Source organism: Amaricoccus sp. W119, assembly GCF_047275745.1.
Classification (GTDB): domain Bacteria; phylum Pseudomonadota; class Alphaproteobacteria; order Rhodobacterales; family Rhodobacteraceae; genus Amaricoccus.
Genome location: NZ_JBKQWU010000005.1, coordinates 76,030 through 97,903, shown reverse-complemented (window position 1 = coordinate 97,903; position 21,874 = coordinate 76,030). Strand labels below are relative to the sequence as shown.

General features: G+C 69.3%; 22 protein-coding genes. 8 read left to right on the top strand and 14 right to left on the bottom strand.

The features are described 5' to 3' along the window. Positions 1-9: 9 nt before the first annotated feature. The 5 genes from ACLJK8_RS05240 to purC are packed head-to-tail and all read right to left on the bottom strand — an operon-like array spanning position 10 to position 4,897. Positions 10-1,359 (bottom strand): sigma-54-dependent transcriptional regulator, encoded by a 1,350-nt coding sequence (locus tag ACLJK8_RS05240; RefSeq protein ID WP_413149051.1) that lies wholly within the window; start codon positions 1,357-1,359, stop codon positions 10-12. A 4-nt stretch (positions 1,360-1,363) separates the two neighbouring features. After that, positions 1,364-3,124, bottom strand: coding sequence for a sensor histidine kinase (locus tag ACLJK8_RS05235; protein ID WP_413149050.1), 1,761 nt, complete (start codon positions 3,122-3,124; stop codon positions 1,364-1,366). 30 nt (positions 3,125-3,154) lie between these two features. After that, positions 3,155-3,841, bottom strand: coding sequence for a phosphoribosylformylglycinamidine synthase subunit PurQ (gene purQ / locus ACLJK8_RS05230; RefSeq protein WP_413149049.1), 687 nt, complete (start codon positions 3,839-3,841; stop codon positions 3,155-3,157). Further along, entirely contained in the window at positions 3,838-4,077 is a 240-nt protein-coding gene (purS, locus tag ACLJK8_RS05225) for a phosphoribosylformylglycinamidine synthase subunit PurS (RefSeq protein ID WP_413149048.1), read from the bottom strand. Before purS ends, purQ begins: the two co-directional genes overlap by 4 nt. 55 nt (positions 4,078-4,132) lie before the next feature. Continuing rightward, a complete protein-coding gene (purC, locus tag ACLJK8_RS05220; protein WP_413149047.1) occupies positions 4,133-4,897 on the bottom strand; it encodes a phosphoribosylaminoimidazolesuccinocarboxamide synthase in 765 nt (254 codons plus the stop codon). Positions 4,898-5,093: 196 nt separating this feature from the next. On the opposite strand from purC, the gene ACLJK8_RS05215 reads away from it, so the two are divergent. After that, positions 5,094-5,405, top strand: a complete 312-nt coding sequence (locus ACLJK8_RS05215; protein ID WP_413149046.1) for a DUF1476 domain-containing protein — start codon at positions 5,094-5,096, stop codon at positions 5,403-5,405. 58 nt (positions 5,406-5,463) lie between these two features. Here ACLJK8_RS05215 and ACLJK8_RS05210 read toward each other — a convergent pair whose 3' ends face one another. Further along, complete coding sequence (locus ACLJK8_RS05210; RefSeq protein WP_413149045.1) at positions 5,464-5,976, bottom strand: DNA-deoxyinosine glycosylase; 513 nt, start codon at positions 5,974-5,976, stop codon at positions 5,464-5,466. Positions 5,977-6,045: 69 nt separating this feature from the next. After that, entirely contained in the window at positions 6,046-7,350 is a 1,305-nt protein-coding gene (gene purB, locus ACLJK8_RS05205) for an adenylosuccinate lyase (protein WP_413149044.1), read from the bottom strand. A gap of 103 nt (positions 7,351-7,453) precedes the next feature. Here purB and ACLJK8_RS05200 point away from each other — a divergent pair, with 103 nt between their 5' ends. Beyond that, positions 7,454-7,891 (top strand): DUF6314 family protein, encoded by a 438-nt coding sequence (locus tag ACLJK8_RS05200; protein ID WP_413149043.1) that lies wholly within the window; start codon positions 7,454-7,456, stop codon positions 7,889-7,891. On the opposite strand, the gene ACLJK8_RS05195 is transcribed toward ACLJK8_RS05200, so the two are convergent. After that, on the bottom strand, positions 7,879-8,613 hold the full coding sequence (locus ACLJK8_RS05195; protein ID WP_413149042.1) for a hypothetical protein: 735 nt from the start codon (positions 8,611-8,613) through the stop codon (positions 7,879-7,881). The two genes, ACLJK8_RS05200 and ACLJK8_RS05195, sit on opposite strands and share 13 nt — an antisense overlap. A gap of 60 nt (positions 8,614-8,673) precedes the next feature. Here ACLJK8_RS05195 and ACLJK8_RS05190 point away from each other — a divergent pair, with 60 nt between their 5' ends. Beyond that, positions 8,674-8,904: a hypothetical protein gene (locus ACLJK8_RS05190; RefSeq protein ID WP_413149041.1), complete on the top strand. Its 231-nt coding sequence runs from the start codon at positions 8,674-8,676 to the stop codon at positions 8,902-8,904. 31 nt (positions 8,905-8,935) lie between these two features. Here the strand turns inward: ACLJK8_RS05190 and ACLJK8_RS05185 are convergent, their stop codons facing one another. From ACLJK8_RS05185 to ACLJK8_RS05175, 3 genes are all read right to left on the bottom strand, one after another. Further along, complete coding sequence (locus tag ACLJK8_RS05185; RefSeq protein ID WP_413149040.1) at positions 8,936-9,769, bottom strand: SDR family oxidoreductase; 834 nt, start codon at positions 9,767-9,769, stop codon at positions 8,936-8,938. Positions 9,770-9,923: 154 nt separating this feature from the next. After that, positions 9,924-10,283, bottom strand: a complete 360-nt coding sequence (locus tag ACLJK8_RS05180) for a hypothetical protein (RefSeq protein WP_413149039.1) — start codon at positions 10,281-10,283, stop codon at positions 9,924-9,926. Further along, positions 10,280-10,591, bottom strand: coding sequence for a rod-binding protein (locus ACLJK8_RS05175; protein WP_413149038.1), 312 nt, complete (start codon positions 10,589-10,591; stop codon positions 10,280-10,282). The genes ACLJK8_RS05180 and ACLJK8_RS05175 overlap by 4 nt, the downstream gene beginning before the upstream one ends. 121 nt (positions 10,592-10,712) lie before the next feature. Between ACLJK8_RS05175 and ACLJK8_RS05170 the strand changes: the two genes are divergently transcribed. Both ACLJK8_RS05170 and ACLJK8_RS05165 read left to right on the top strand, forming a co-directional pair. Beyond that, positions 10,713-12,152, top strand: coding sequence for a flagellar hook-length control protein FliK (locus ACLJK8_RS05170; RefSeq protein WP_413149037.1), 1,440 nt, complete (start codon positions 10,713-10,715; stop codon positions 12,150-12,152). Between the two features lie 18 nt (positions 12,153-12,170). Then, positions 12,171-12,845: a flagellar hook capping FlgD N-terminal domain-containing protein gene (locus ACLJK8_RS05165; protein WP_413149036.1), complete on the top strand. Its 675-nt coding sequence runs from the start codon at positions 12,171-12,173 to the stop codon at positions 12,843-12,845. A gap of 57 nt (positions 12,846-12,902) precedes the next feature. Here the strand turns inward: ACLJK8_RS05165 and ACLJK8_RS05160 are convergent, their stop codons facing one another. Next, positions 12,903-14,123 (bottom strand): CoA transferase, encoded by a 1,221-nt coding sequence (locus ACLJK8_RS05160; RefSeq protein ID WP_413149035.1) that lies wholly within the window; start codon positions 14,121-14,123, stop codon positions 12,903-12,905. A 194-nt stretch (positions 14,124-14,317) separates the two neighbouring features. Then, positions 14,318-16,366, bottom strand: coding sequence for an ATP-dependent helicase (locus ACLJK8_RS05155; protein WP_413149034.1), 2,049 nt, complete (start codon positions 16,364-16,366; stop codon positions 14,318-14,320). 230 nt (positions 16,367-16,596) lie between these two features. Between ACLJK8_RS05155 and cysS the strand changes: the two genes are divergently transcribed. The 3 genes from cysS to ACLJK8_RS05140 are packed head-to-tail and all read left to right on the top strand — an operon-like array spanning position 16,597 to position 20,539. After that, positions 16,597-18,123: a cysteine--tRNA ligase gene (gene cysS / locus ACLJK8_RS05150; RefSeq protein ID WP_413149033.1), complete on the top strand. Its 1,527-nt coding sequence runs from the start codon at positions 16,597-16,599 to the stop codon at positions 18,121-18,123. Further along, on the top strand, positions 18,120-19,784 hold the full coding sequence (gene cimA, locus ACLJK8_RS05145; protein ID WP_413149032.1) for a citramalate synthase: 1,665 nt from the start codon (positions 18,120-18,122) through the stop codon (positions 19,782-19,784). Before cysS ends, cimA begins: the two co-directional genes overlap by 4 nt. Further along, positions 19,781-20,539 (top strand): phytoene/squalene synthase family protein, encoded by a 759-nt coding sequence (locus ACLJK8_RS05140; RefSeq protein WP_413149031.1) that lies wholly within the window; start codon positions 19,781-19,783, stop codon positions 20,537-20,539. The genes cimA and ACLJK8_RS05140 overlap by 4 nt, the downstream gene beginning before the upstream one ends. A gap of 24 nt (positions 20,540-20,563) precedes the next feature. Here the strand turns inward: ACLJK8_RS05140 and ACLJK8_RS05135 are convergent, their stop codons facing one another. Next, on the bottom strand, positions 20,564-21,793 hold the full coding sequence (locus tag ACLJK8_RS05135) for an MFS transporter (RefSeq protein ID WP_413149030.1): 1,230 nt from the start codon (positions 21,791-21,793) through the stop codon (positions 20,564-20,566). Positions 21,794-21,874 lie beyond the last annotated feature (81 nt).

Genomic DNA, 21,874 nt, shown 5'->3' with positions numbered 1-21,874 from the left:
GCCAAGGCATCAGAGATAGTCGCCCCGGCTCAGACCGTATTTGGTCATCTTCTCATTGAGCGTGCGGCGGGGCAGGGCGAGTTCCGCCATCACCGCGCTGACCGAGCCGGTATTGCGCCTCAGCGCGTGATCGATCAGCATCTTCTCGAAAGCGTCGACATGTTCCTTCAGCGGCTTCTCGCCGTCGAGGGCGATCATCGGCGCCTGGAACCCGTCGTCGATCAGGAGCGCGGAGATGTTGTTGTCGCCGCGCCGCGCCTGCAGGACCGCGCGTTCCGCGAGGTTGATCAACTGGCGCACATTGCCGGGCCAGGGGGCCTGGACGAGATTGGCCGCGTCCCCGGCGTTCAGCGTCGGCGGCTCGCAGCCGTATTCCTCGGCGAACTGCACCGTGAAATGCGAGAACAGCGTCAGGATATCCTCGCCCCGCGAGCGTAGCGGTGGCGCTTCGAGAACGAGACCCGCGAGGCGGAAATAGAGATCGTCGCGCATGAGCTCGGCCGGCGGGGCACCCGCGCCGAGCCGGCTGGAGATCGCGACCACGCGGATGTTGTGGACCCGGCTCGCCGCGCTGCTCGGATCGGTCGCGCTCAGCGTCTCGATCAGCCGGGCCTGGGCATGGGGCGGCAGCGCCTCGATATCCTCGAGGCAGAGCGTGCCGCCCTCGGCCTGGTCGATCATCGGCTTCTCCGGCCGGTCGGGGGCGCCAAAGAGCATCGGCTCGACGGCCTCGGCGGGCACGCTGGCGCAGTTGAGCGTGATGAGCGGCTTGGTCGCGCGGGCGCCGCAGGCATGCAGCGCCATGGCAATGAGGCTCTTGCCCGTCCCGGTCTCGCCGACGACAAGCACATGGCCATCCGCCTGGCCGACGTCGAGGATCTGCTCGCGGAGCTTCTCCATCGCCGGACTCGCGCCCATGAGACGGCGCGTGAGCACGTTGCCGTCCGCGAGTTCGCGCCGGAGCGCCCGGGTCGCGAGCGTCTTCGCCCTGGCCTGCGACGCCTTGCGGACGAGTTCCGCGAGCCGTTCCGGATCGAAAGGCTTCTCCACGAAGTCGAAGGCGCCGATGCGCATCGCCTCGACCGCCATCGGCACGTCGCCGTGCCCGGTCATCAGGATGACCGGCAGGCCGGGATCGACCGACTGCAGCCGGCGCAGCAGTGCCATTCCGTCCATGCCCGGCATCTTGATGTCACTGACGACGATGCCCGGGAAATCGGGTCCGAGGTCCTTCAGCGCCAGCTCGGCGGTTTCGAAGGTGACCGGCTCGAATTCGGAGAGCTGCATCCATTGCGCGACCGACTCGCGGAGATCCGCCTCGTCATCCACGATCGCGACCGTCGTCGTCTTATCCGTCATTTCTCTACTCCGCGGCCTGGTTCTGCGCCCGGTCCCTCGGCAGGAGGAGTTCGAAGACAGCGCCGCCATCGGGAGCATTACGCGCGACGAGCCGTCCGCCGAGTTCATTGGCGAACCCGGCGGAGATGGCCAGACCAAGGCCGAGCCCCTCGCCGGGCTTCTTCGTTGTGTAGAAGGGCTCGAACAACTTGCCCGGGTCCTTCAGCCCGTCTCCGTTGTCCTCGACCGAGAGCAGGATCATTTCGCCCTGGACAAGGAAGACCTTGACCCTCTTGTCGTCGCGTCCCTTCACCGCGTCCAGAGCATTGCGCAGCAGGTTCACGATGATCTGTTCGATGCGGAGCGGGTCCGCGCGGACCATCACCGGCTCCGACGGTAGGGTCGTGGTGATGTTGACCGACATCTTGCCGAGCTGCGGCGCCATCATCGCGAGCGCGGCGCGGACGCTGGCGCGCAGATCGACCGGTTCGAGATCGTCCGAATCGCTCTTGCGCGCGTAGGATTTCAACTGCCGGGTAATCCCGCCCATCCGCTCGATCAGATCGTCGATGCGCTGGAAGGAGGTCAGCGCCTCGTCGGCGCGCTTGCGGGTCAGGAGCAGCCGGGCGCCCGCGAGATAGGTCTTCATCGCGGCGAGCGGCTGGTTCAGCTCGTGGCTGACGGCGGCCGACATCTGCCCCAGCGCGGCGAGTTTCGATGCCTGCTCAAGGCTTTGCTCGGCATCCTTGAGGTTTCTTTCCACCCTCTGGCGCGCCGCGATCTCCGCCGACAGGCGGCGGTTCAGCATCCTGAGATCATCGGACTCCCGCTTCACCCGAAGGTTCTCCGCGCGCGCCCGGCGGGACAGAAGATAGAAGGCGAGCGCGAGCAGAAGCGCCAGCACCATGATGATGAGCGCGAGGACGGAGTTCACCCGCGCCCGCACGCCCTCGATCCCGGCGAAATAGGTCAGGCGCCAGTTCCGGAAGCCGACAGGCACCTCGGCGCCGATATAGGGCGTGCCGGTGATGTAGACATAGTCCGGCGCGCCGAAACTCGCGCGCGCCTCGCGCAACGCCTGCGTCAGGCGCGAGGGGTGCGAGGCGGAGGCAAGCAGGTTCTCGAGCGCGTTCTTGCGCCAGTCCGGCTCGGAGGCGAGCAGGACGTTGCCCTCCGAATTCGTCACCGCCACCCTGACCCGCGAGCGCCGCCAGCCTTCCTCAAGCGCGCCGAGATCGACGGTCACGACGATGACGCCGAGCAGGCGGCCCTCGTCCTCCACCTTGCGGGCATAGTGGAAGCTGTAGGCGCCGTCGTCGTTCTCGATGATCGAGAAGATCGTGCCGGTATCGGCGGCGGCGAGCGTGAAATAGGCCTTGTCGCCATCGTATTGTTCGAGCGGCTGCCGGTCGCTCGCGGCGACGATGCGGCCGGTGGCGTCGAGCAGGAAGATCGAGCCGGCGCCGATCTCCTCGCGGAAATCCCGCAGCCGTGCCTCGGCCTCGCCAAATTCGTCGCTCCGCAGCGCCACCTGCAGGATCGGGTCGCGCGCGAGCAGAAGCGGCACGACCGAATGGCGCTGCATCGCGCTCTGGATCGAGCCGGCGTAGAGCGTGGCCCGCAGCGTCGCATCCGTCTCCTGGGGCACGGAGAAGCTGCGCGTCAGGTAGATCTGGCTGACCCAGATCACGAGGCCCATGACGAGGACAGAAATCATGAGCCCGGCGCGCATCCAGATGCGACCCGGATAGGCTGCCTTGCTCTCCCCCCTACTGCCCTGGTTCATGCTTCATCTAAACCCTGGCCGGCTTTCGCCTCAAGCGCGCACCGCTTCCCCGGTTAACGCCTCCGTGATACCGGCGAACATCCGCGCGCCATCCGTGCCGCCATGCGCCGGATCGACGGCGCGCTCGGGATGCGGCATCAGCCCGAGCACGCGGCGGTTCTCCGACAGGATACCGGCGATATCCGCGGCCGAGCCGTTCGGATTCTCCGCGTAACGCAGCGCGATCCGGTCCTGATCGGCGAGCGACGCGAGCGTGTCGGCATCGGCGAAGTAATTGCCGTCGTGATGCGCGATCGGAACCTCGATCCGCTCGCCCTTGCCATAGGCGGCGGTGAAGGCGCTGTCCGTCGTCGCGACTTCGAGACCGACCGGCGCGCAGATGAACCGCACGCCCGCGTTCCGCATCAGCGCGCCGGGCAGGAGCCCGGTCTCGATCAGCACCTGGAACCCGTTGCAGACGCCGATCGCATGACCGCCGCCGTGCACGAAATCGACCACGGCGCGCATGATCGGCGCCCGCGCGGCGATCGCGCCGCAGCGCAGATAGTCGCCGAAGGAGAAGCCGCCCGGGATGCCGACGAAATCGAGTCCCGCCGGCAGGTCGGTCTCCTTGTGCCAGACCATCGTGACATCGGCCCCGGCGCTTCTCAGCGCCACCGCGAGGTCACGGTCGCAGTTCGATCCGGGAAAGACGACGACGCCGGCCTTGAGGCTCATGCGATCTCCACCGCGTAGTTCTCGATCACCGTGTTGGCGAGCAGCTTCTCGCACATCTCGCGCACGCGCGCCTCGGCGGCGGCGCGGTCGGTCTCGGCGACTTCGAGCTCGATCACCTTGCCGATCCGGACCTCGCCCACGCCCGCGAAGCCGAGCGCGCCCAGCGAATGCCGGACCGCCTCGCCCTGGGGATCGAGCACGCCGGTCTTCAGCGTCACATGCACGCGAGCTTTCATGCGGGGGCCTTCATCGGTTCGAGCGTTTCAGTTGGGGCATCCAGGCCCAGGCGTTTCAGTTCACGAGCTTGGGGCCGGAATGCGTCCGGCTCTGCGACTTCGGCATGACGCCGAGGCGCCGGGCAACCTCGGTATAGGCGTCCGCGAGATCGCCGAGGTCGTGGCGGAACACGTCCTTGTCGAGCTTGCGGCCGGTCTCGATGTCCCAGAGCCGGCAGCTGTCGGGCGAGATCTCGTCGGCGACGATCAGGCGCTGGAAATCGCCGTCGTAGATCCGGCCGATCTCGATCTTGAAATCGACGAGGCGGATGCCGACACCGAGAAACATGCCCGAGAGGAAGTCGTTCACGCGGAGCGACAGCGCGATCATGTCGTCGATGTCCTGCTGGCTCGCCCAGTTGAAGGCGACGATATGCTCCTCGGTCACCAACGGATCGTGGAGCGCGTCGTCCTTGTAGTAGAATTCGATCACCGGGCGCGGCAGCTGCTGCCCCTCGGGAATGCCGAGGCGCTTCGAGAGCGATCCCGCGGCATAGTTGCGCACCACCACCTCGAGCGGGATCATCTCGACCATGCGGATCAGCTGCTCGCGCATGTTGATCCGGCGGATGAAATGGGTCGGCACGCCGATGGCGTTCAGACCGTTCATGAAATGCTCGGAGAGGCGGTTGTTCAGGACGCCCTTGCCCTCGATCGTCGCCTTCTTCGTGGCGTCGAAGGCGGTGGCGTCGTCCTTGAAGTACTGGATGAGCGTGTCGGGCTCGGGTCCTTCGTAGAGAATCTTCGCCTTGCCCTCGTAAATCATCCTGCGGCGGGCCATGAAAGTCTCCGAAAATACCAATGGGAAAGGGGGGCCGGACGCCCGCCTTTCCCGTCACCGCTCTCTATACCTTGCCCCGAAAAGGAGCAAGCGCGATTGCGGCGCGGTTGTATGGGCGCGTCTCGGATCACTTGTCGGATCGCGGCCGGAATGGTTATCTGCGCGCGACGCAGCAGCCCCCGGGAGGAGGACGTCTATGGACAACTTCAAGGAACGCGAAAGAGCCTTCGAGAACAAGTTCGCCCATGACGAGGAGATGGTGTTCAAGGCCTTCGCGCGGCGCAACCGGCTGGCCGGGCTCTGGGCGGCGGACCTGCTCGGCAAGAGCGGCGACGATGCGCAGGCCTATGCGATGGAGGTCATCCATGTCGATGTCGGAGAGGGCGGGCACGAGGATGTCTACCGCAAGCTCGCCGCCGATCTCGGCGACAAGGCCGACGAGCGGACGATCCGTGCCAAGCTCGACGAGCTCCTGACCCGGGCGAAGGCGCAGCTGATCGAGGAGTGACGGGTGGCGGCGGGCGCGTCGTCCGGCGCCGTCGCTGGTGACGGGTGATCCGGGCCGGTCAGTCGAGGTGGCGCCGGAGCACGTCCCAGCGGCGCGCCTTCTCGGCGAAGGGCATGGTATGCGCCGGGCTCGACGAGGGCAGGTCGATGAGATCCGGCGCCCCGCCCCCCATCCATGAGCCGGCGAGCCGCGCCCGGCCGTGGCGCGCCGCCGTCGCGCCGTTGAAGGCGATGGCGCGAAGGCGCGGCAGGGTCATGACGAGGCCCGCGAGATCGGCCAGTTCGGGATCGCGGATCGCCTGGTCGAGACTGCCCCGCCGCGTGGCCGAACCCACGACATCCCACAGCCCGATACCCGCCGCCTGCGCCGCCCGGAGACGGTCCGGATAGGGCAGGTCGGCCAGATCGACCCCGATCAGCCCTCCGGCGAGCCGCCAGAAGGCATTTCGCGGATGCGCGTAGTACTGCCCCGCCGACAGGGAGGCCAGGCCCGGCAGGCTGCCGAGGATCAGGACCCGCGTCCCGGGACCCGCGACGGGCGGGAAATGCCGCGCACGGGTCTCACCGGTCATGCGCTTCCGCCCCCCAGATTCCACCCCTCAAGTTCCGGCCCTCGGGTCCCGCCCCTCAGATCCCGCCCGTCATTCCCCGAAGACGCGGGCGAAGATCGTGTCGACGTGCCTGGTGTGATAGCCGAGGTCGAACTTCTCCTCGATCTCGGCCGGCGAGAGCGCGGCGGTCACTTCCGCGTCGCCCAGAAGCTCCGCCTTGAAATCCGCGCCCTGTTCCCAGACCTTCATCGCATTGCGCTGGACGAGGCGATAGGCGTCCTCGCGGCTGACGCCGGCCTGGGTGAGCGCGAGCAGCACGCGCTGCGACATGACGAGGCCCTTGAACTTGTTCATGTTCGCCAGCATGTTCGCGGGGTAGATCACCAGCTTCTCGATCACCCCCGCGAGGCGATTGAGCGCGAAATCGAGCGTGATCGTCGCATCCGGCCCGATCGCGCGCTCGACGGAGGAATGCGAGATGTCGCGCTCGTGCCAGAGCGCCACGTTCTCCATCGCCGGGATCACCGCCATGCGGACGAGACGCGCGAGACCGGTCAGGTTCTCGGTCAGGACCGGGTTGCGTTTGTGCGGCATCGCCGAGGAGCCCTTCTGGCCCGGCGAGAAGTATTCCTCCGCCTCCAGCACCTCGGTCCGCTGCATGTGGCGGAACTCGATCGCGATATTCTCCATCGAGGAGGCGATGACGCCGAGCGTGGCGAAGAACATCGCGTGCCGGTCGCGCGGGATCACCTGGGTCGAGATCGGCTCGGGTCGCAGCCCCATCTTCGCGCAGACATGCTCCTCCACCGCCGGATCGATATTGGCGAAGGTCCCGACCGCGCCCGAGATCGCGCCGGTCGCGACTTCCCAGCGCGCCTTTTCGAGCCGGTTCCGATTGCGGTCCATCTCGGCGTAGAACCGCGCGAAGGTGAGCCCCATCGTCGTCGGCTCCGCGTGGATGCCGTGGGAACGGCCGATCCGCACCGTGTCCTTGTGCTCGTAGGCGCGCGTCTTCAGGGCCGCCAGCACGCGATCGAGATCGGCGAGCAGGATGTCGGCGGCGCGGACCAGCTGGACGTTGAGCGTGGTGTCGAGCACATCCGAGGAGGTCATGCCCTGATGCACGAAGCGCGCGTCCTCGGCGCCGATATGCTCCGCGAGATGCGTGAGGAAGGCGATCACGTCGTGTTTCGTCACCGCCTCGATCTCGTCGATGCGCGCCACGTCGAACTCCACGTCCTTCGCCCGCCAGATGGCCTCCGCGTTCTCCGTCGGGATCACGCCGAGCTCGGCCTGGGCGTCGGAGGCATGGGCCTCGATCTCGTACCAGATCCGGAACCTGGTCTCGGGCGACCAGATGGCGACCATCTCGGGGCGGGAATAGCGCGGGATCATCGGTGGCGGCCTTTCGCGGGTTCAGGGAAACGCGGGCGTCTGATAGACCGGCCCCCGGATCGGCACAAGGTCGGCGCTCGGCCGGCCGGGGGTGGAGGACGGGGTGGAACTCGCGGACTTCGAGGGGCGATGGACGCTGACGCGGCGGATCGACGACGCGCGCGCGAATGCTCCGGGCCGTTTCGAGGGCGAGGCGCGGTTCACCGCCGCGCCGGGCGGGCTCGCCTATGTCGAGGAAGGCAGGCTCACGCTGGGCACGGCCCCCCCGATGACCGCGACCCGGCGCTATTTCTGGCGCGCGGTGCCGGGTGTCGTCCGGGGAGAGGGCGCGACCGGGGGCGTCATCGAGATCGACTTCGCCGACGGGAGGTTCTTCCACGCCTTCCCGACCGATGCCGCGCGGCCCGAGGCGGAACACGCCTGCGCGCCCGACCACTACAGGGTCCGCTATGACTTCACCGCCTGGCCCGCCTGGCGCGCGGAATGGCGGGTCCTCGGTCCGCGCAAGGACTACCGGATGGTCTCGGACTATCGACGTTGAGCCGGCGGTGCATTTCCGTCTCGGCCCTTGATGTGCCAGGTGGACGCGACGCGGTGGCCCGTCGCTTCCAGCAGGCTCCGTTTCGATGTCCAGGCGGCCGGACACACGATGAGGACCGCTTCATCGCCGCGCTCCGCCAGGGCTGCCTCGGCGGCCAGCAGAAGCTCGGCCGCCGCCTGGCCGCGCCGATCGGCCCCCGACGGGTTCTCGAATTCCCGATGGAAGAAATCATCGATGAAGCCCACGCGGGAAATGTCATGCGCCGGCGGGAAATGGAGCGCGGTCGCCGGCTGCGAGATCGCATAGCCCGCGATCTCGCCCTCGACCTCGGAAACCAGCATGTCGCGATCAGCCAGGGTCAGGCTGCGCTTCATCCAGTTCCCGAACCGCGGGCCTGCCTCGGTGTGCGGTCGCCAGAAGCCGTCGAGATCGGAGAGTATCCGCAGGTTGATCGCGCTCAGGCTCACAATGGACGCGATGTCGGTTTCAACGGCATGTCGCACGGATGGGAGCTGCGCGGTGGCCGGAAGATCGGACCGGGTGAAATAGAGCGTGAGGGGTGTGTAGCCCCGCGATGGAAGCGCCCGCTCCCAGGCACCGCGGATGATGGACGAGGCCAGCAGTACCCCGGCACCGGACTCGACGAGATCGGCTTCCGCCGCGTCCAGAAGGATTTCGGCGGTCCCGGGCGGCGCATCCTCGGCCAGCGCACCGTCGTCCATGATCAGCCCCGGGGCGCCGAACTCACCCGCGTAGATCGGCGGAACCGGGAGCCGGATCGTATGCGCCAGCCCGACGATCCGCTCGCCCGCCTCCGCGGCGAGCCATCGCTGACGAAAGGGAGGGGTTTCGATCCGCAGAGCATCGGTGATGGCCTCGGCGACCGCGCCCCGCGCGTCCCGCTTCGGTTTCCAGAGGCCCGGATCGGATTTCTGGCGTTTCCCGGCATCGAGGAGAAGGAGGTCGCGGACGCGATCCAGATCGGCGTTCGCGACCGGGCGAATGTTGAGTGACATCGGGGGTTCCGGTGTTCGCTTTGGAGGGTCAGCCCTGCTCCCGGATGAACTCCGTGAAGGCCTCCGCGTAGTCGGGGTGCCAGCGCGAGAGCGGCGGGCGGTTCTCGATGATGTCGCCAGCGGTCCAGGCGATGCGCTTCTCGTCGAGCGCGCGAGGCACGTCGTTGTCGGGGCAGAGGATGTAGAAATCCCCTCGGTCGAGCGAGTCCAGCATGAAATCGACTGTCTCCGCGGGGGTCCAGGCGGCGTCCGGCTTCTCGACCCGGCCGCCCGCGGCGAGCGGCGTGAAGACGAAGCCGGGGATCAGCAGATGCGCGCTGATCGCGCAATCCTCCCGCTCGCGCAACTCGTGCGCCAGCGCCTCGGCGAAGACCTTCACCCCGGCCTTCGACACGTTATAGGCCGGATCGCCCGGCGGGGTGGTGATGCCCTGTTTCGAGCCGGTGATGATGACGAGCCCGGGGCCCGCCTGCGCGAGCATGCCGGGCAGGAAGGCCTGCGCGCCCCGGACCACGCCCATGAGATTGACGGCGAGCACCCGGTCCCAGGCCTCGGCGGGGCCGAGCACGCCGCTTCCGGGCTGGATGCCGGCGTTCAGCATCAGCACGTCGACCGAGCCGAAGCGCGCGCGCGCCGCCGCTTCGAGCGCGGCGAGATCCTCGGGGCGCGACACATCGGTCTCCTTCGTGAAGACCTCGCCGCCGATCTCCGTCGCCGCGGCCTCGAGTCTCCCGGCGCCGAGATCGCCGAGGCAGACCCTGAGGCCCATCGCGGCGAACCTCTTCGCCGCCGCGAGGCCGATGCCGGAGGCGCCTCCGGTAATGACGGCGACGGCTCCGGGGACCAGGGCTGCGTGGGACATGGCTTCTCTCCTTCCGGGCCGCGTGGGCCCTCCCACCGCTGGCCGCTGACCTGACCCCGAAAGCTAGTCCGGTGGAGCAGGTCGGCCAGCGTGGGAGCATGAAGGAGAACGGGAAGCGCCCGATCGCTAAAGCCCGATCGTTCAGGCCGATCGTTCAGGCCCGATGGTCCCGGGTGATCCGCGTGTCCACGAGGTCGACCGGCTGGCCGTCGGCCGAATAGGTCCGCAGCCGGTCGGCGGCGCGGCGGGCGCGCGCGAGGGTCTCGGAGGCGGCGCGGATGCCGGCGATGCTCGCGAGCAGAAGGCGGCTGTTTCGTTCCGCCTTCGCCTTGACCGCGGCCAGGAAGGGCTCGCCCGGGGTTTCGCCCGCGAGGATCTCCGCGACCTCTGCCTCGCGCCGTGCGACGAGCGGCGCAAGATCGGCGAGCGGGCCGTTCAGGATCACGCCATGTTCCTCGTCGAGCAGCCGTAGGATCTTTTCCTGCCGCGAGCCGCCAAGCAGATTGCCGATCATGCGCCGGTCCCCCGCGCCTTCAGCGCCTCGAAGATCCGCTGTGACAGGCCAAGCTCGGCGCGTCCGGCGAGTTTCGCCGCGTACTGCTCGGTCAGGAAGCTCGAGAAGGCCTCCTCTCCCGCGCCGCCGCCGAAGGACGACGAGGCCTGATTGACGCCGCTCTCCTTCAGCATCTCGGCGAGAAAGCTCGTCTCGAATGCCTCCGCCGCCCTGAGCGCCGCGGCGTCGGCATCCGTTGCCGCATTCGTTGCCTTGTCCCGGGCGGGCGGAGAGGCGGCCGTCCGGGCCGCGAGCGGGGTTATGTCCATGGCCAGTCCTCGAAAAGGGGTTGGGGGTGCCGTCGGGCGACGATCGGGGGCGCGGCTTAACAATTCGTAAGGCGTGACGGGCGCAGAAACGCGGGCGAGACACTTCCGGAGACGCGCGCCCATGAATGCCCCCGACCTCGGCTTCCTCGGCCCCGCCCGCCAGGCGCGGACCGAGGCGGCCCGTGAGACCCGCCTCTCCGGGGAGGGAACGGCCCCCCCGGGGACCTCCGACTTCGCGGTGGCGATGGGAAATCCCGGAGCGCCTGCCAGGGCGGCGGAGAAGCCGCGGGCGGCGCGGGAAGCGGCTGGCGCCCCGCGCGAGGGGACGGCTTCGGCCGCGGATACGGTCGCGGATACGGTCGGGGAGGCGATGACCGGGCCGGGCGACCCGCCGCTCACGGCCGAGGCGCCTGAGGATGCCACGCTGACGGAGCAGGGGCTGGCGGACGGGGCGCTGGCGGACGCGGCGCCGACCGAGGCCATGCCGACGCCTGAGTTCCCGACGGGTTTGGTGCCGCGGCCCGACGCATCCGAACGGGCGCGGGCCTCCGACGCGGCGGCTCTTGCCGCGCCGGAAGGGATGAGCACGGCGGGAATGGGCGCGGTGGGGGCCAGCACGCCGGAGGTTCGCACGGCGGGGAACGGGCCCGGGCAAGCTCAACCGGAGGGGGCTCCGGGGGCTACACCGGGCGCGGCCGCGGCCAGATCCGGCGCGGGCGCCGTCGCCGAAGCTGTCATCGAAGGCGTGCCGGCCAACGCCGCTTCCGCGCCCGAGGCGCTCGGCGCGACCGCCGCGATCCAGCGGTCCGCCGTCCCCGCTCCCGGCACGGGGACCGGCAAGTCGGCGGCGGGCAGCGACACGCAGGCATCGCCGCTCTCCGCCCGGGACCCGTCAGCGGAAGGCACGGCGCCGACACTCGCGGCGGGCCCGGCTTCCCGCGGTACCGATCCCGCCATCCTCGACGCCGCCGCGGATGCCGCCGGTTTCGCGACCCGGACCGATCCGGCGGCCGTCGCCGACGCGGCATCATCGGGCCAGCCGTCGATCACACAGCTGACCATCTCGCCACTCTCGATGGGGAGCCCGGACGCGGCGGCGCGGCTCACGCAGGCGGCGCCCGCCGAGGCCCCGCCCGGCCAGACGCGCGCGGTCGTCGAACAGATCGCCGTCGCGGTGGCGGAAAGCGACGAGTCGCGGGTCGAGATCCGCCTCGATCCGGCGGAGCTCGGACGGGTGCATATCTCCCTCACCCGGACCGAGCATGGCGTCCACGCCATGGTGACGGCGGAGCGGCCGGAGACCCTGGAGCTTCTGCGCCGCAATGCCGAGACGCTGACGCGCGAGCTCGGGGCGGCGGGCTACGATTCGGTCTCGCTCGACATGTCGCAGGGCTCGCGAAACTTCGGCGGTGACGGGCCACCCGAACGCCCGGCGGAAATCTACGCGGTCGCGCGCGGCGCCCAGGGCGCGGCGGGGCCCGGCGCGGCGCCGATCTCCGACACGACCCGCGCGGGGGGCCGCGCGGGCGCGGCCGATGGCCCGCTCGACATCCGTCTCTGATCACCAAGGAGCCCGACCATGGACGTGACCTCCAGCTCGACCACCGGAAGCGGCGCGGCGGCCGCGGCGAAATCGAAGACCAGCACCGAGAGCGCCGCCGAGGGCGCGATGACGGCCGATTTCGACACCTTCCTGAAACTGCTCACCACGCAGCTCAAGTATCAGGACCCGCTGCAGCCGATGGAATCGACCGAGTTCGTCGCCCAGCTCGCGAGCTTCTCCGCCGTCGAACAGCAGATCGGCGCCAATACCCGGCTCGATTCGATCCTGTCCGCGCTGACCAATGGCGCGAGCGAGGGCTTCGCCGACTGGATCGGCAAGGAGGTCCGGGCGCCGACCAGCGCGGCCTTCACCGGGGCGCCGGTCGATGTCGGCGTGACGCCGGTCGAGGGCGCGGACAAGGCGGTGCTGGTTGTGAAGAACGACTTCGGCACCGAGGTCGCGCGTGTGAACGTCGATCCCGCGGCCGACAGCGTGACCTGGGACGGGACCGACAGCGCGGGCGGCACCCCCGCCTCCGGGAACTACAGCTTCGCGCTCGAAGGATATGCCGGCGACACCCTGCTCTCGACCACCGGGGGCAGTGTGTTCGCGAAGGTGACCGAGGTGCGGCGGACCGAGGCGGGCAATACGGAACTGGTCTTCGCGACCGGCGACACCGTGCTCGCGAGCCAGGTGACGGCGGTCCGCTAATCGGAGGGCGCCGATCCGCAGACCGCTGTCCGGGCTTGATCTGGCGCTCGGGCTCGATCAGGCAGGCACGGGTCCGGCGACGACGCCCGAATCCATCAGCGCGCCGATCTGCCCGGACCCGAGGCCGAGCAGTTCGGCCAGAACTTCCTCCGTGTGCTGGCCGAGCCCCGGCGCGGGTGTCGGGCGGTCGCGCGGTCCCGCGCCGAAGGTGACGGGCGAGGCCGGTACCGGGAAGCGGCCGATCCCCGGCTGGTCGAGCATGTGGAACATCGGATTGTCGGTCGAGAGGTCCGGGTCTTCGCGAACCGCCTCGGCGAAGCTGCGAAAGACCGACCAGGTCACGCCCGCCGCGTCGAAGGCTCCGGCGAAATCCGCGACGCTCCGCGCGGCGAACCAGGGACGCAGGATCGCGGTGATGGCGTCGCGCGCCTCGAAGCGCGCGCCCTCGCCGTCGAGATCGACCCCGAGCCGAGCGGCGAGCGCCGCGATCGGCGTCTCGGACCCGGTGACCTTCACGAGGTTCCGCCACTGCCGGACGGTCAGTCCGATCACCATGACCCGCCGCCCGTCGCCGCAGACGAAATCCTGCCCGTAGCCGCCGTAGAGGGCGTTGCCGTATTTCGGCCGGTCGACCCCGTTGACGACGACCTCGCCGATGATCCCGCAATGGCCGAGCACGGCGGCCGCCACGTCCTTCAGCGCGAGTTCGACGAGCTGCCCGCGTCCCCGGCAGAGCCGCTGCCGCTCGGCGGCGAGGAGCGCGCCGGTGATCATCTGGCCCGCGATCAGGTCGAAGGCGGGCAGGACATGGGAGACGGGGTCCGCCGATCCCTCGGGCCCGGTGGCCGTCGGAAAGCCGAGCGCGGGGTTGACGGAATAATCGACCGCCGGGGCGCCGTCGCGCGTGCCCTTGAGCGAGACCATGATCACATCCGCCCGCCGCTCCCGGAGGCTCGCGAAGCTCATTTCGCCCCGCGCGGGAAGGTTGGTGATGAAACATCCCGCGTCGGGGCCGGGGGCGCAGATCAGTTCGGCCGCGAGTTCGCGCCCACGCGGGTCGGAGAGATCGATCGAGACCGATCGCTTGCCCTTGTTCATCCCCGCCCAGAACAGGCTCCGGCCGCTCCGTGTGACAGGCCAGCGGCCGGAATCCATTCCGCCGCCCGGCATGTCGATGCGGATCACGTCGGCGCCCATCTGCGCCAGCGTCATCCCGGCCGAGGGGACCGCGACGAAGGCGGAACTCTCGACGACTCGCATCCCCTCCAGAACGCCCATGGAAGTCCCTCCACGTATTTCCTCTGTCTGACGAGAAGTCTGAGCGAAAAAGGTCTTTCGCGCCACGCGACATTGGTTGATGAGACTTCGGTTCTACTCGACGGTCCCCTTCGGTACCTTGGTATCTGCGACTTCGGTACATGCGACTTCGGTCGAAGAAGCGCCGCGCGGGCCAGCGGCCCGGGCGCCCGGCACTACTCCCACATGCCGCGCATCCGCGCCGCGAGGTCGCGCCGGGGGCCGGGCGCGGGTCGGACCTCCTCGGGCGGCGGCGGAGGCCAGGCGCGTTCCGCGAGCCGGGCGACGACCGCGTCGCTCAGGAACCTCGAGCGCGCCGCGTAGATGTGCCGATCGCCCCGCGCCGCCTGATTGTGGACGTAGAACCGCGCCGGAACAACGAGATGCAGCGCGTCCTTCGCCCGTGTCATCGCGACATGGAACAGCCGCCGTTCCTCCTCGACCCCGGCCCGCGAGCCGGTCGCGAGATCCGACGGCAGGCAGCCGTCGACGCAGTTGAGCACGAAGACCTGCTTCCATTCCTGGCCCTTGGCGGAATGGATCGTCGAGAGGATCATGTAATCCTCGTCCTTCATCGGCGGCCCCGCGAGGTCGCCCCCCGCGCCCGGCGGGTCGAGCGTGAGTTCGGTCAGGAAACGCGCGCGCGACGGATAGCCGGCGGCGATGCCCTCGAACTGCGCCAGATCGGCGATCCGCGGGGGGGCGTCCTCGTGGATGAGTTCCAGCCGCGGCTCGTACCAGGCGCGGACCGCCGTCAGATCGGCGGGCCAGCCATGCCCCGCGCGAAGCCCGGCGAACATCTCGACGAAACCGGCCCATTCCGCCGCCGCCCGCGCCGGCACCCGCGCGCCGCGCCACGCCGCGAGGTCTCCGGGCGCTCCGAGCAGGGCCACGAGCCGCTCGGCGCTCGCCGGGCCGATCCCGGGCACGAGGCGCAGGGCCCGGAAGCCGGAAACACGGTCGCGCGGGTTCTCGGCGAGACGGAGCAGCGCCATCACATCCTTGACATGCGCCGTGTCGAGGAACTTCAGCCCGCCGAATTTCACGAAGGGAATGTTGCGCCGCGTGAGTTCCACCTCCAGCGGGCCGCTGTGCGAGGCGGTGCGGAACAGCGCCGCCTGCGATCTGAGCGCCACGCCCGCCTCCCGCGCCTCCAGCACGCGCTCGCAGATGTAATCCGCCTGCGCCGCCTCGTCGGGCACGCGGATCATCAGGGGCGGCAGGCCGCCCGCGCGTTCGGCGACGAGTTCCTTCGGATAGCCCTCGCGCGCCTCCGCGATCACCGCGTTCGCCGCCGCGAGGATCGGCGCGGTCGATCGGTAGTTCCGCGTCAGCGTCACGATCCGCGCGGGCGGGCTGAAGCCTTGGGGGAAATCGAGGATGTTTCGCACCTCGGCGGCGCGGAAGGAATAGATCGACTGGGCGTCGTCGCCCACCACGGTCACGCCCCGACCATCGGGGCTGAGCCCCGCGAGGATCGCCGCCTGCGCGCGGTTGGTGTCCTGATATTCGTCGATCAGGATATGGTCGAACCGCGCGCCCAGCACCCGGGCGAGGTCAGGCTCCGCCGCCATCTCGGCCCAGTAGAGCAGGAGGTCGTCGTAATCGAGCACGCCCTGCGCCTGTTTCGCACCGACATAGGCGGCGAAAAGCGCCTTCAGTTCCGCCTCCCATTCCGCGCACCAGGGGTATTCGGCCAGCGCTTCCGAGAGCGCGGCGCGCGCGTTGACCGCGCGGGAATAGATCGCGAGGCAGGTGCCCTTGGTCGGAAACCGCTTCCTTGTGCGCGTGAGGCCGAGTTCGTGCCGGGCGAGGTTCATCAGATCGGCCGAATCCTCGCGGTCATGGATGGTGAAATCCGGGTCGAGCCCGATCTCGGGCGCGTGTTCGCGCAGAAGCCGCGCGCCGATCGCGTGGAAGGTGCCGGCCCAGGTCAGCCCCTCCGCCAGCGCCTCGGCCTTCTCGCCCATGACCTCCCGCGCGATCCGCCCGACGCGCCCGCGCATCTCCGCCGCCGCCCGGCGCGAGAACGTCATGAGCAGGATGCGCCGCGGATCGGCCCCACCGGCGATGAGATGCGCGACGCGATGCGCCAGCGTCATCGTCTTGCCCGACCCCGCGCCCGCGAGAACGAGGAGCGGCCCGTCGCCATGCAGCACCGCCTCCCGCTGCTCCGAATTCAGCCGGTCGAGATAGGCGGGCGTCGAAAGGGCGGCTTCCGTCATCCGCGCATCAAGCACTGTTTCCCATTTGTTCGCAAGCGGCCGCCATGGGCCTCGGGCGAGAAATTCCTTGATCGATCGCCCTTCGGGGGGCATACCGCCGCCATGACGCGCCCCTGTCCGATCACGACCGATCCCATTATCCGCTGAACCCAGAGTTCCGCGGCGCGCTTGTCATTTCCAACTCCGGTCCGATGTGATAGCCCGCCGCGGCACAGCCGCGAGCCCGCACCATGCCAGTGACCACGCCGACGACCACGCCGATCACGCTCTACAACACGCGGACCCGGACGAAGGAGCCCTTCGCTCCGATCGACCCGAAGAACGTTCGCATGTATGTCTGCGGGCCGACGGTCTACGACCGCGCCCATATCGGCAATGCGCGGCCCGTGGTGGTCTTCGACACGCTCTTCCGGCTGCTTCGCCATGTTTATGGCGAGAAGCACGTGACTTACGTCCGGAACTTCACGGACGTGGACGACAAGATCAACAAGCGCGCCGCCGAGACTTTGCGCGAGGGCGAGACCGAGCTCCAGGCGATCCGGCGCATCACCGAGGAGACTATCGGCTGGTACCACGCCGACATGGATGCGCTCGGCACGCTTCGCCCGACCAAGGAGCCGCGGGCGACCGAGTTCATCGGCGCGATGGTCGCGATGATCGAGACGCTGATCGCGCGCGGCCACGCCTATGCCGCCGAGGGGCATGTGCTCTTCTCGGTGTCGAGCTATCCCGACTACGGAACCTTCGCGAAACGCTCGCTCGACGAGATGCGCGCCGGCGCCCGCGTCGAGGTCGCGCCCTACAAGCGCGACCCGATGGATTTCGTGCTCTGGAAACCGTCGACGCCGGATCAGCCCGGCTGGGAAAGCCCGTGGGGCCGCGGCCGCCCCGGCTGGCACATCGAATGTTCGGCGATGAGCTATGAACTGCTCGGAGATAGCTTCGACATCCACGGCGGCGGCATCGACCTCGTCTTCCCGCACCACGAGAACGAGATCGCCCAGTTCTGCTGCGCCCATCCCGAGGGCCGGTTCGCCAATGTCTGGATGCACAACGGCTTCGTGAATGTCGAAGGCGAGAAGATGGCAAAAAGCGCGGGGAATTTCTTCACCGTGCGCGACCTGCTCGACAAGGGCGTGCCCGGACCTGCCATCCGCCTCGTTCTTCTGATGACCCACTATCGTCAGCCTATGGACTTCACGGACGAGAAAGTCGAGGAAGCGAAGGCCATGCTAAGAAAGTGGTGCGCCGTCGTGGAGACGGGTGGCTCGCCCGATCAAGGGGTTCTCCATGCCCTGCAAAACGACCTGAACACTTGGGAAGCGATCGTTCGGCTTGATGAGCTTCACTCCGAGGGCGCTTTTGCGTCTCTCGCGGCGTCCGCGCTGCTGTTGGGGTTCGATCTGCATTCCATCGCAGAAGCCGAGTGGGCGAAACGATATGAGTTTTCCGACGATCAAGATCTCCTAGATGATGCTCAAGAGATCCTGAATGAGGCCGCGCGGCGCTATCCGTCCGTTGGAGTGGTAGGTTGGGGGCCGATCCCCGCTGACGTGCGCAGAGCAGCCCTGAGAGTCGCGCGGCAGTGGATGATACTCCGTGGGGAGGAGCGGTGGAAAGAAGCAGACGAACTTCGCCAACGCAGCGCGAGTGCCAATGTCGAGCTCCGCGCGATGAGAAGCGCCGACGGACACTCGGTTGGCTCGGCAAGTCTCGGATCGAATATCGATCTGGACGCATTGGAGGCACTGCTATGACCCGCTCCCGCCTCACTCTCTACGACACCACCCTCCGCGACGGGCAGCAGGCGCAGGGCGTCGATTTCTCCGCCGATGACAAGACGCGGATCGCGCGGGCGCTGGATGAGCTTGGGCTCGACTATGTCGAGGGTGGCTGGCCGGGGGCGAACCCGACCGACAGCGCCTTCTTCGCGGCGGCGCCTCAACTCACCCGGGCGCGGCTCACCGCCTTCGGGATGACCAAGCGCGCGGGACGGTCGGCGGCGAATGACGAGACGCTGGCGGGGGTGATGAACGCCGGGACCGGGACGGTCTGCCTCGTCGGCAAGACGCATGACTTCCACGTCACCGCGGCGCTCGGCATCACGCTGGAAGAGAACATCGCCAATATCGCCGCCTCGGTCGCGCATGTGGTGGCCGAGGGGCGCGAGGCGCTCTTCGACGCCGAGCATTTCTTCGACGGCTACAAGGCGAACCCGGACTATGCGCTGGCCTGTCTCACCGCCGCGCTGGAGGGCGGCGCGCGCTGGATCGTGCTCTGCGACACCAATGGCGGAACGCTGCCGGGCGAGGTCGGGCGGATCGTCGCCGAGGTGATCGCCGCCGGCATCCCCGGCGACCGGCTGGGGATGCACGCGCATAACGACACCGAGAACGCGGTGGCCAATTCGCTCGCCGCCGTGGACGCGGGCGCGCGGCAGATCCAGGGCACGCTGAACGGCATCGGCGAGCGCTGCGGCAACGCCAATCTCGTCAGCCTGATCCCGACGCTGCTGTTGAAGGAGCCTTACGCGAGCGGTTTCGAGACCGGGATCGCGCGCTGCGACCTGCCGAAGCTCATGGGGCTGAGCCGGATGCTCGACGACATCCTGAACCGCGTGCCGAACCGGAGCGCGGCTTACGTCGGCTCCTCCGCCTTCACGCACAAGGCCGGGCTCCATGCCTCGGCGATCCTGAAGGACCCGACGACCTACGAACATGTGCCGCCGCAGGTCGTCGGCAATGCGCGCTATATCCCGATGTCGGCGCAGGCGGGGCAGTCGAACCTGCGCTCGCGGCTCGCCAAGGCCGGGATCGACGTGCGCGCGGACGATCCCCGGCTCGCGACGATCCTGACCGAGGTGAAGGCGCGCGAGGACCGGGGCTTCTCCTACGACACCGCGGGCGCCAGTTTCGAGATCCTCGCCCGCGAGTTGCTGGGTGAGATGCCGCGGTTCTTCGATGTCGAGCGCTACCGCGTCACCGTCGAGCGGCGGATGGGGCCGCGCGGCGAGCCGGTGACGGTCTCCGAGGCGGTGGTGGTCGCGCGTTTCGGCACCGAGCGGGTGATGAGCGTCTCGGAGAGCCAGGACCCGATGACCCATGCCGACCAGGGGCCGGTCAACGCGCTCTCCCGCGCGCTGGGCAAGGATCTCGGACCTTACCAGCCCTATATCGCCGACATGAAGCTGGTCGATTTCCGGGTCCGCATCACCAGCGGCGGCACCGAGGCGGTGACGCGCGTGCTGATCGACTCGGAAGATGGCGAGGGCAGGCGCTGGTCCACGGTGGGCGTCTCGGCGAACATAGTCGATGCGAGCTTCATGGCGCTGCGCGACGCGGTCGCCTGGAAGCTGCTCCGCGACGGCGCCCCGGTGGCAGGCGCGGCGATCCGCCCTGCGGCTCCGGTCGGCGTGTGAGCGAAACCGCGCCCGATCCGGTCGCGGCCGAGGTCGCCCGCGCCGATCCGGACCGGTTCCGCGCCGCGATGACCGCCCCGCCCGCCGCGCGGCCGGGGCTCTTCGCGCTCTACGCCTTCAATCTCGAGATCGCCCGCGCCCCCTTCGTGACGCAGGAGGCGATGATCGCGCAGATCCGCCTCCGCTGGTGGGCCGACGCGATCGCCGAGATCTACGCGGGCGAGACGCCGCGCCGGCATGAGGTGGTGGAGCCGCTCGCGGCGGCGATCCGCGCCCATGACCTGCCGCGCGGGCTTTTCGACGGCATGATCGAGGCGCGCGGGCTCGATATCGAGCCCGGGGCGGTTTCGAGCCCGGCGCTGCTCGATCGCTACATCGCTCATACCGCCGGCCACCTGATGGAACTCGCCGCCCGGCTGCTTGGCGCGCGCGGGGAGGCGCTGGCGGCGGTCCGCGACTTCGCGCAAGGGGCGGGGATCGCCGTCTGGCTGCGCGCGCTGCCGGAACTCGCGGCGCGCGGGCGCCCGGGTCCGCCCGGACTCGACCCGGCTGTCTTCGCCCGCGACGGCCTCGCGCTCATCGCGAGCGCCCGTGGCCGCCGCGCCGAGGTTCCGGCGGTCGCCGCGCCCGCGCTCCTCGCCGGCGCGCTCGCCGCCCCGCGCCTCGCTCGAGCCGCGCGGGGCGAGAGCATGGAACTCTCGGAATTCCGTGTCCGCTCGACGTTTCTCCTCCGCGGCCTGTCCGGCCGCTGGTAGGGCGGCCCGGTCTCGAGCGTCGAACTACGCCCGCGCCCGCGGCGACAGCACGAGCCAGATCAGCGCCCCGCCTGCGAGGGCGAGCATCGGGATCATCGCGAGATTGACCGCCTGCCAGCCCGCCACCGGATCAGTCGAGACGCAGTTCATGAGTCCGCCCGAGGCGAGCGAGGCGAAACCGACCAGCGCGAAGACCGCGAAATCGTTCATCCCCTGCGCTCGCCCGCGCTCCTCCGGGCGATAGGCCGCGGCGAGCATCGCCGTCGCGCCGATGAAGCCGAAGTTCCAGCCGATCCCGAGCAGGATCAGCGCGCCGAAGAAATGCGTGAGATCGACGCCGGCGAGCCCGACCGCGCCCGCGCCCGCGAGAAGTGCCAGGCCGGTCGCGACGATCCGCTCCGCCCCGAAACGCGCGATGAGCGCGCCGGTGAAGAACGACGGCACGAACATCGCCAGCACATGCGCGCTCACCACATCCGCCGCGTTCGCCGTGGTGAAGCCGCAGCCGACGATGGCGAGCGGCGTCGAGGTCATCACGAGGTTCATGAGCGCGTAGGAGACCATGGCGCAGATCATCGAGACGAGGATGCGCGAATCGCGCAGGAGCTCGCCGTAGGATCGGGCGCGCGGCGCGTCGGGCGCTGGCGGCGGGGGCCGCGGGCTGTCGAGCAGCCAGAAGACCCAGACGCCTGCGAGATTGAGGAAGATCGTCGCGACATAGGCGCCAGCGAAGGGCGTGGGCGCCAGCGCATCGGTGAAATGCCGCACGAGCTGCGGCCCGATGATCGCCGAGGCGAGCCCCGCCGCCATCGTCCAGGAGATCGCCTTCGGCCGGAACGCCTCGCTCGCTCCGTCCGCGGCGGCGAAGCGGAAGAAGCCCTGCGCCGACATGTAGACGCCGACGAGCGCCGAGCCGACGAGGAAGAGCGCGAAGGAGCCCAGAAGCAGCCCGAGCGCGCAGAGCGCGCCGCCGATGCCGCCCCCGACCGCGCCGAGCACGAAGCCGATGCGCCGGCCCCGCCGCTGCATCAGATTGGCGAGGAAGGGTGCTGCCAGCATCGAGCCGAAGACGGTGAGCGAGACCGGCAGCGTCGCGAGGCAACGGTTCGGCGAGAGCATCTGTCCTGCGAGGCCCGCGAGGATGAAATGCACCGGCATCTGGCTGCCGAGCACCACCTGCGCCGCCGCGAGCACCGCGACGTTGCGTTTGGCGCGGGAGTCGTCGATGCGGGGGGCGGGGGGGGCGGTGCTCATGCGCTTCTCGTACTCCGCCGCTCCGCGGTTTCCAAGTGGTGGCGACGGCCACCGCCCCGCGCGTGCGTTCTGTCACGGGAG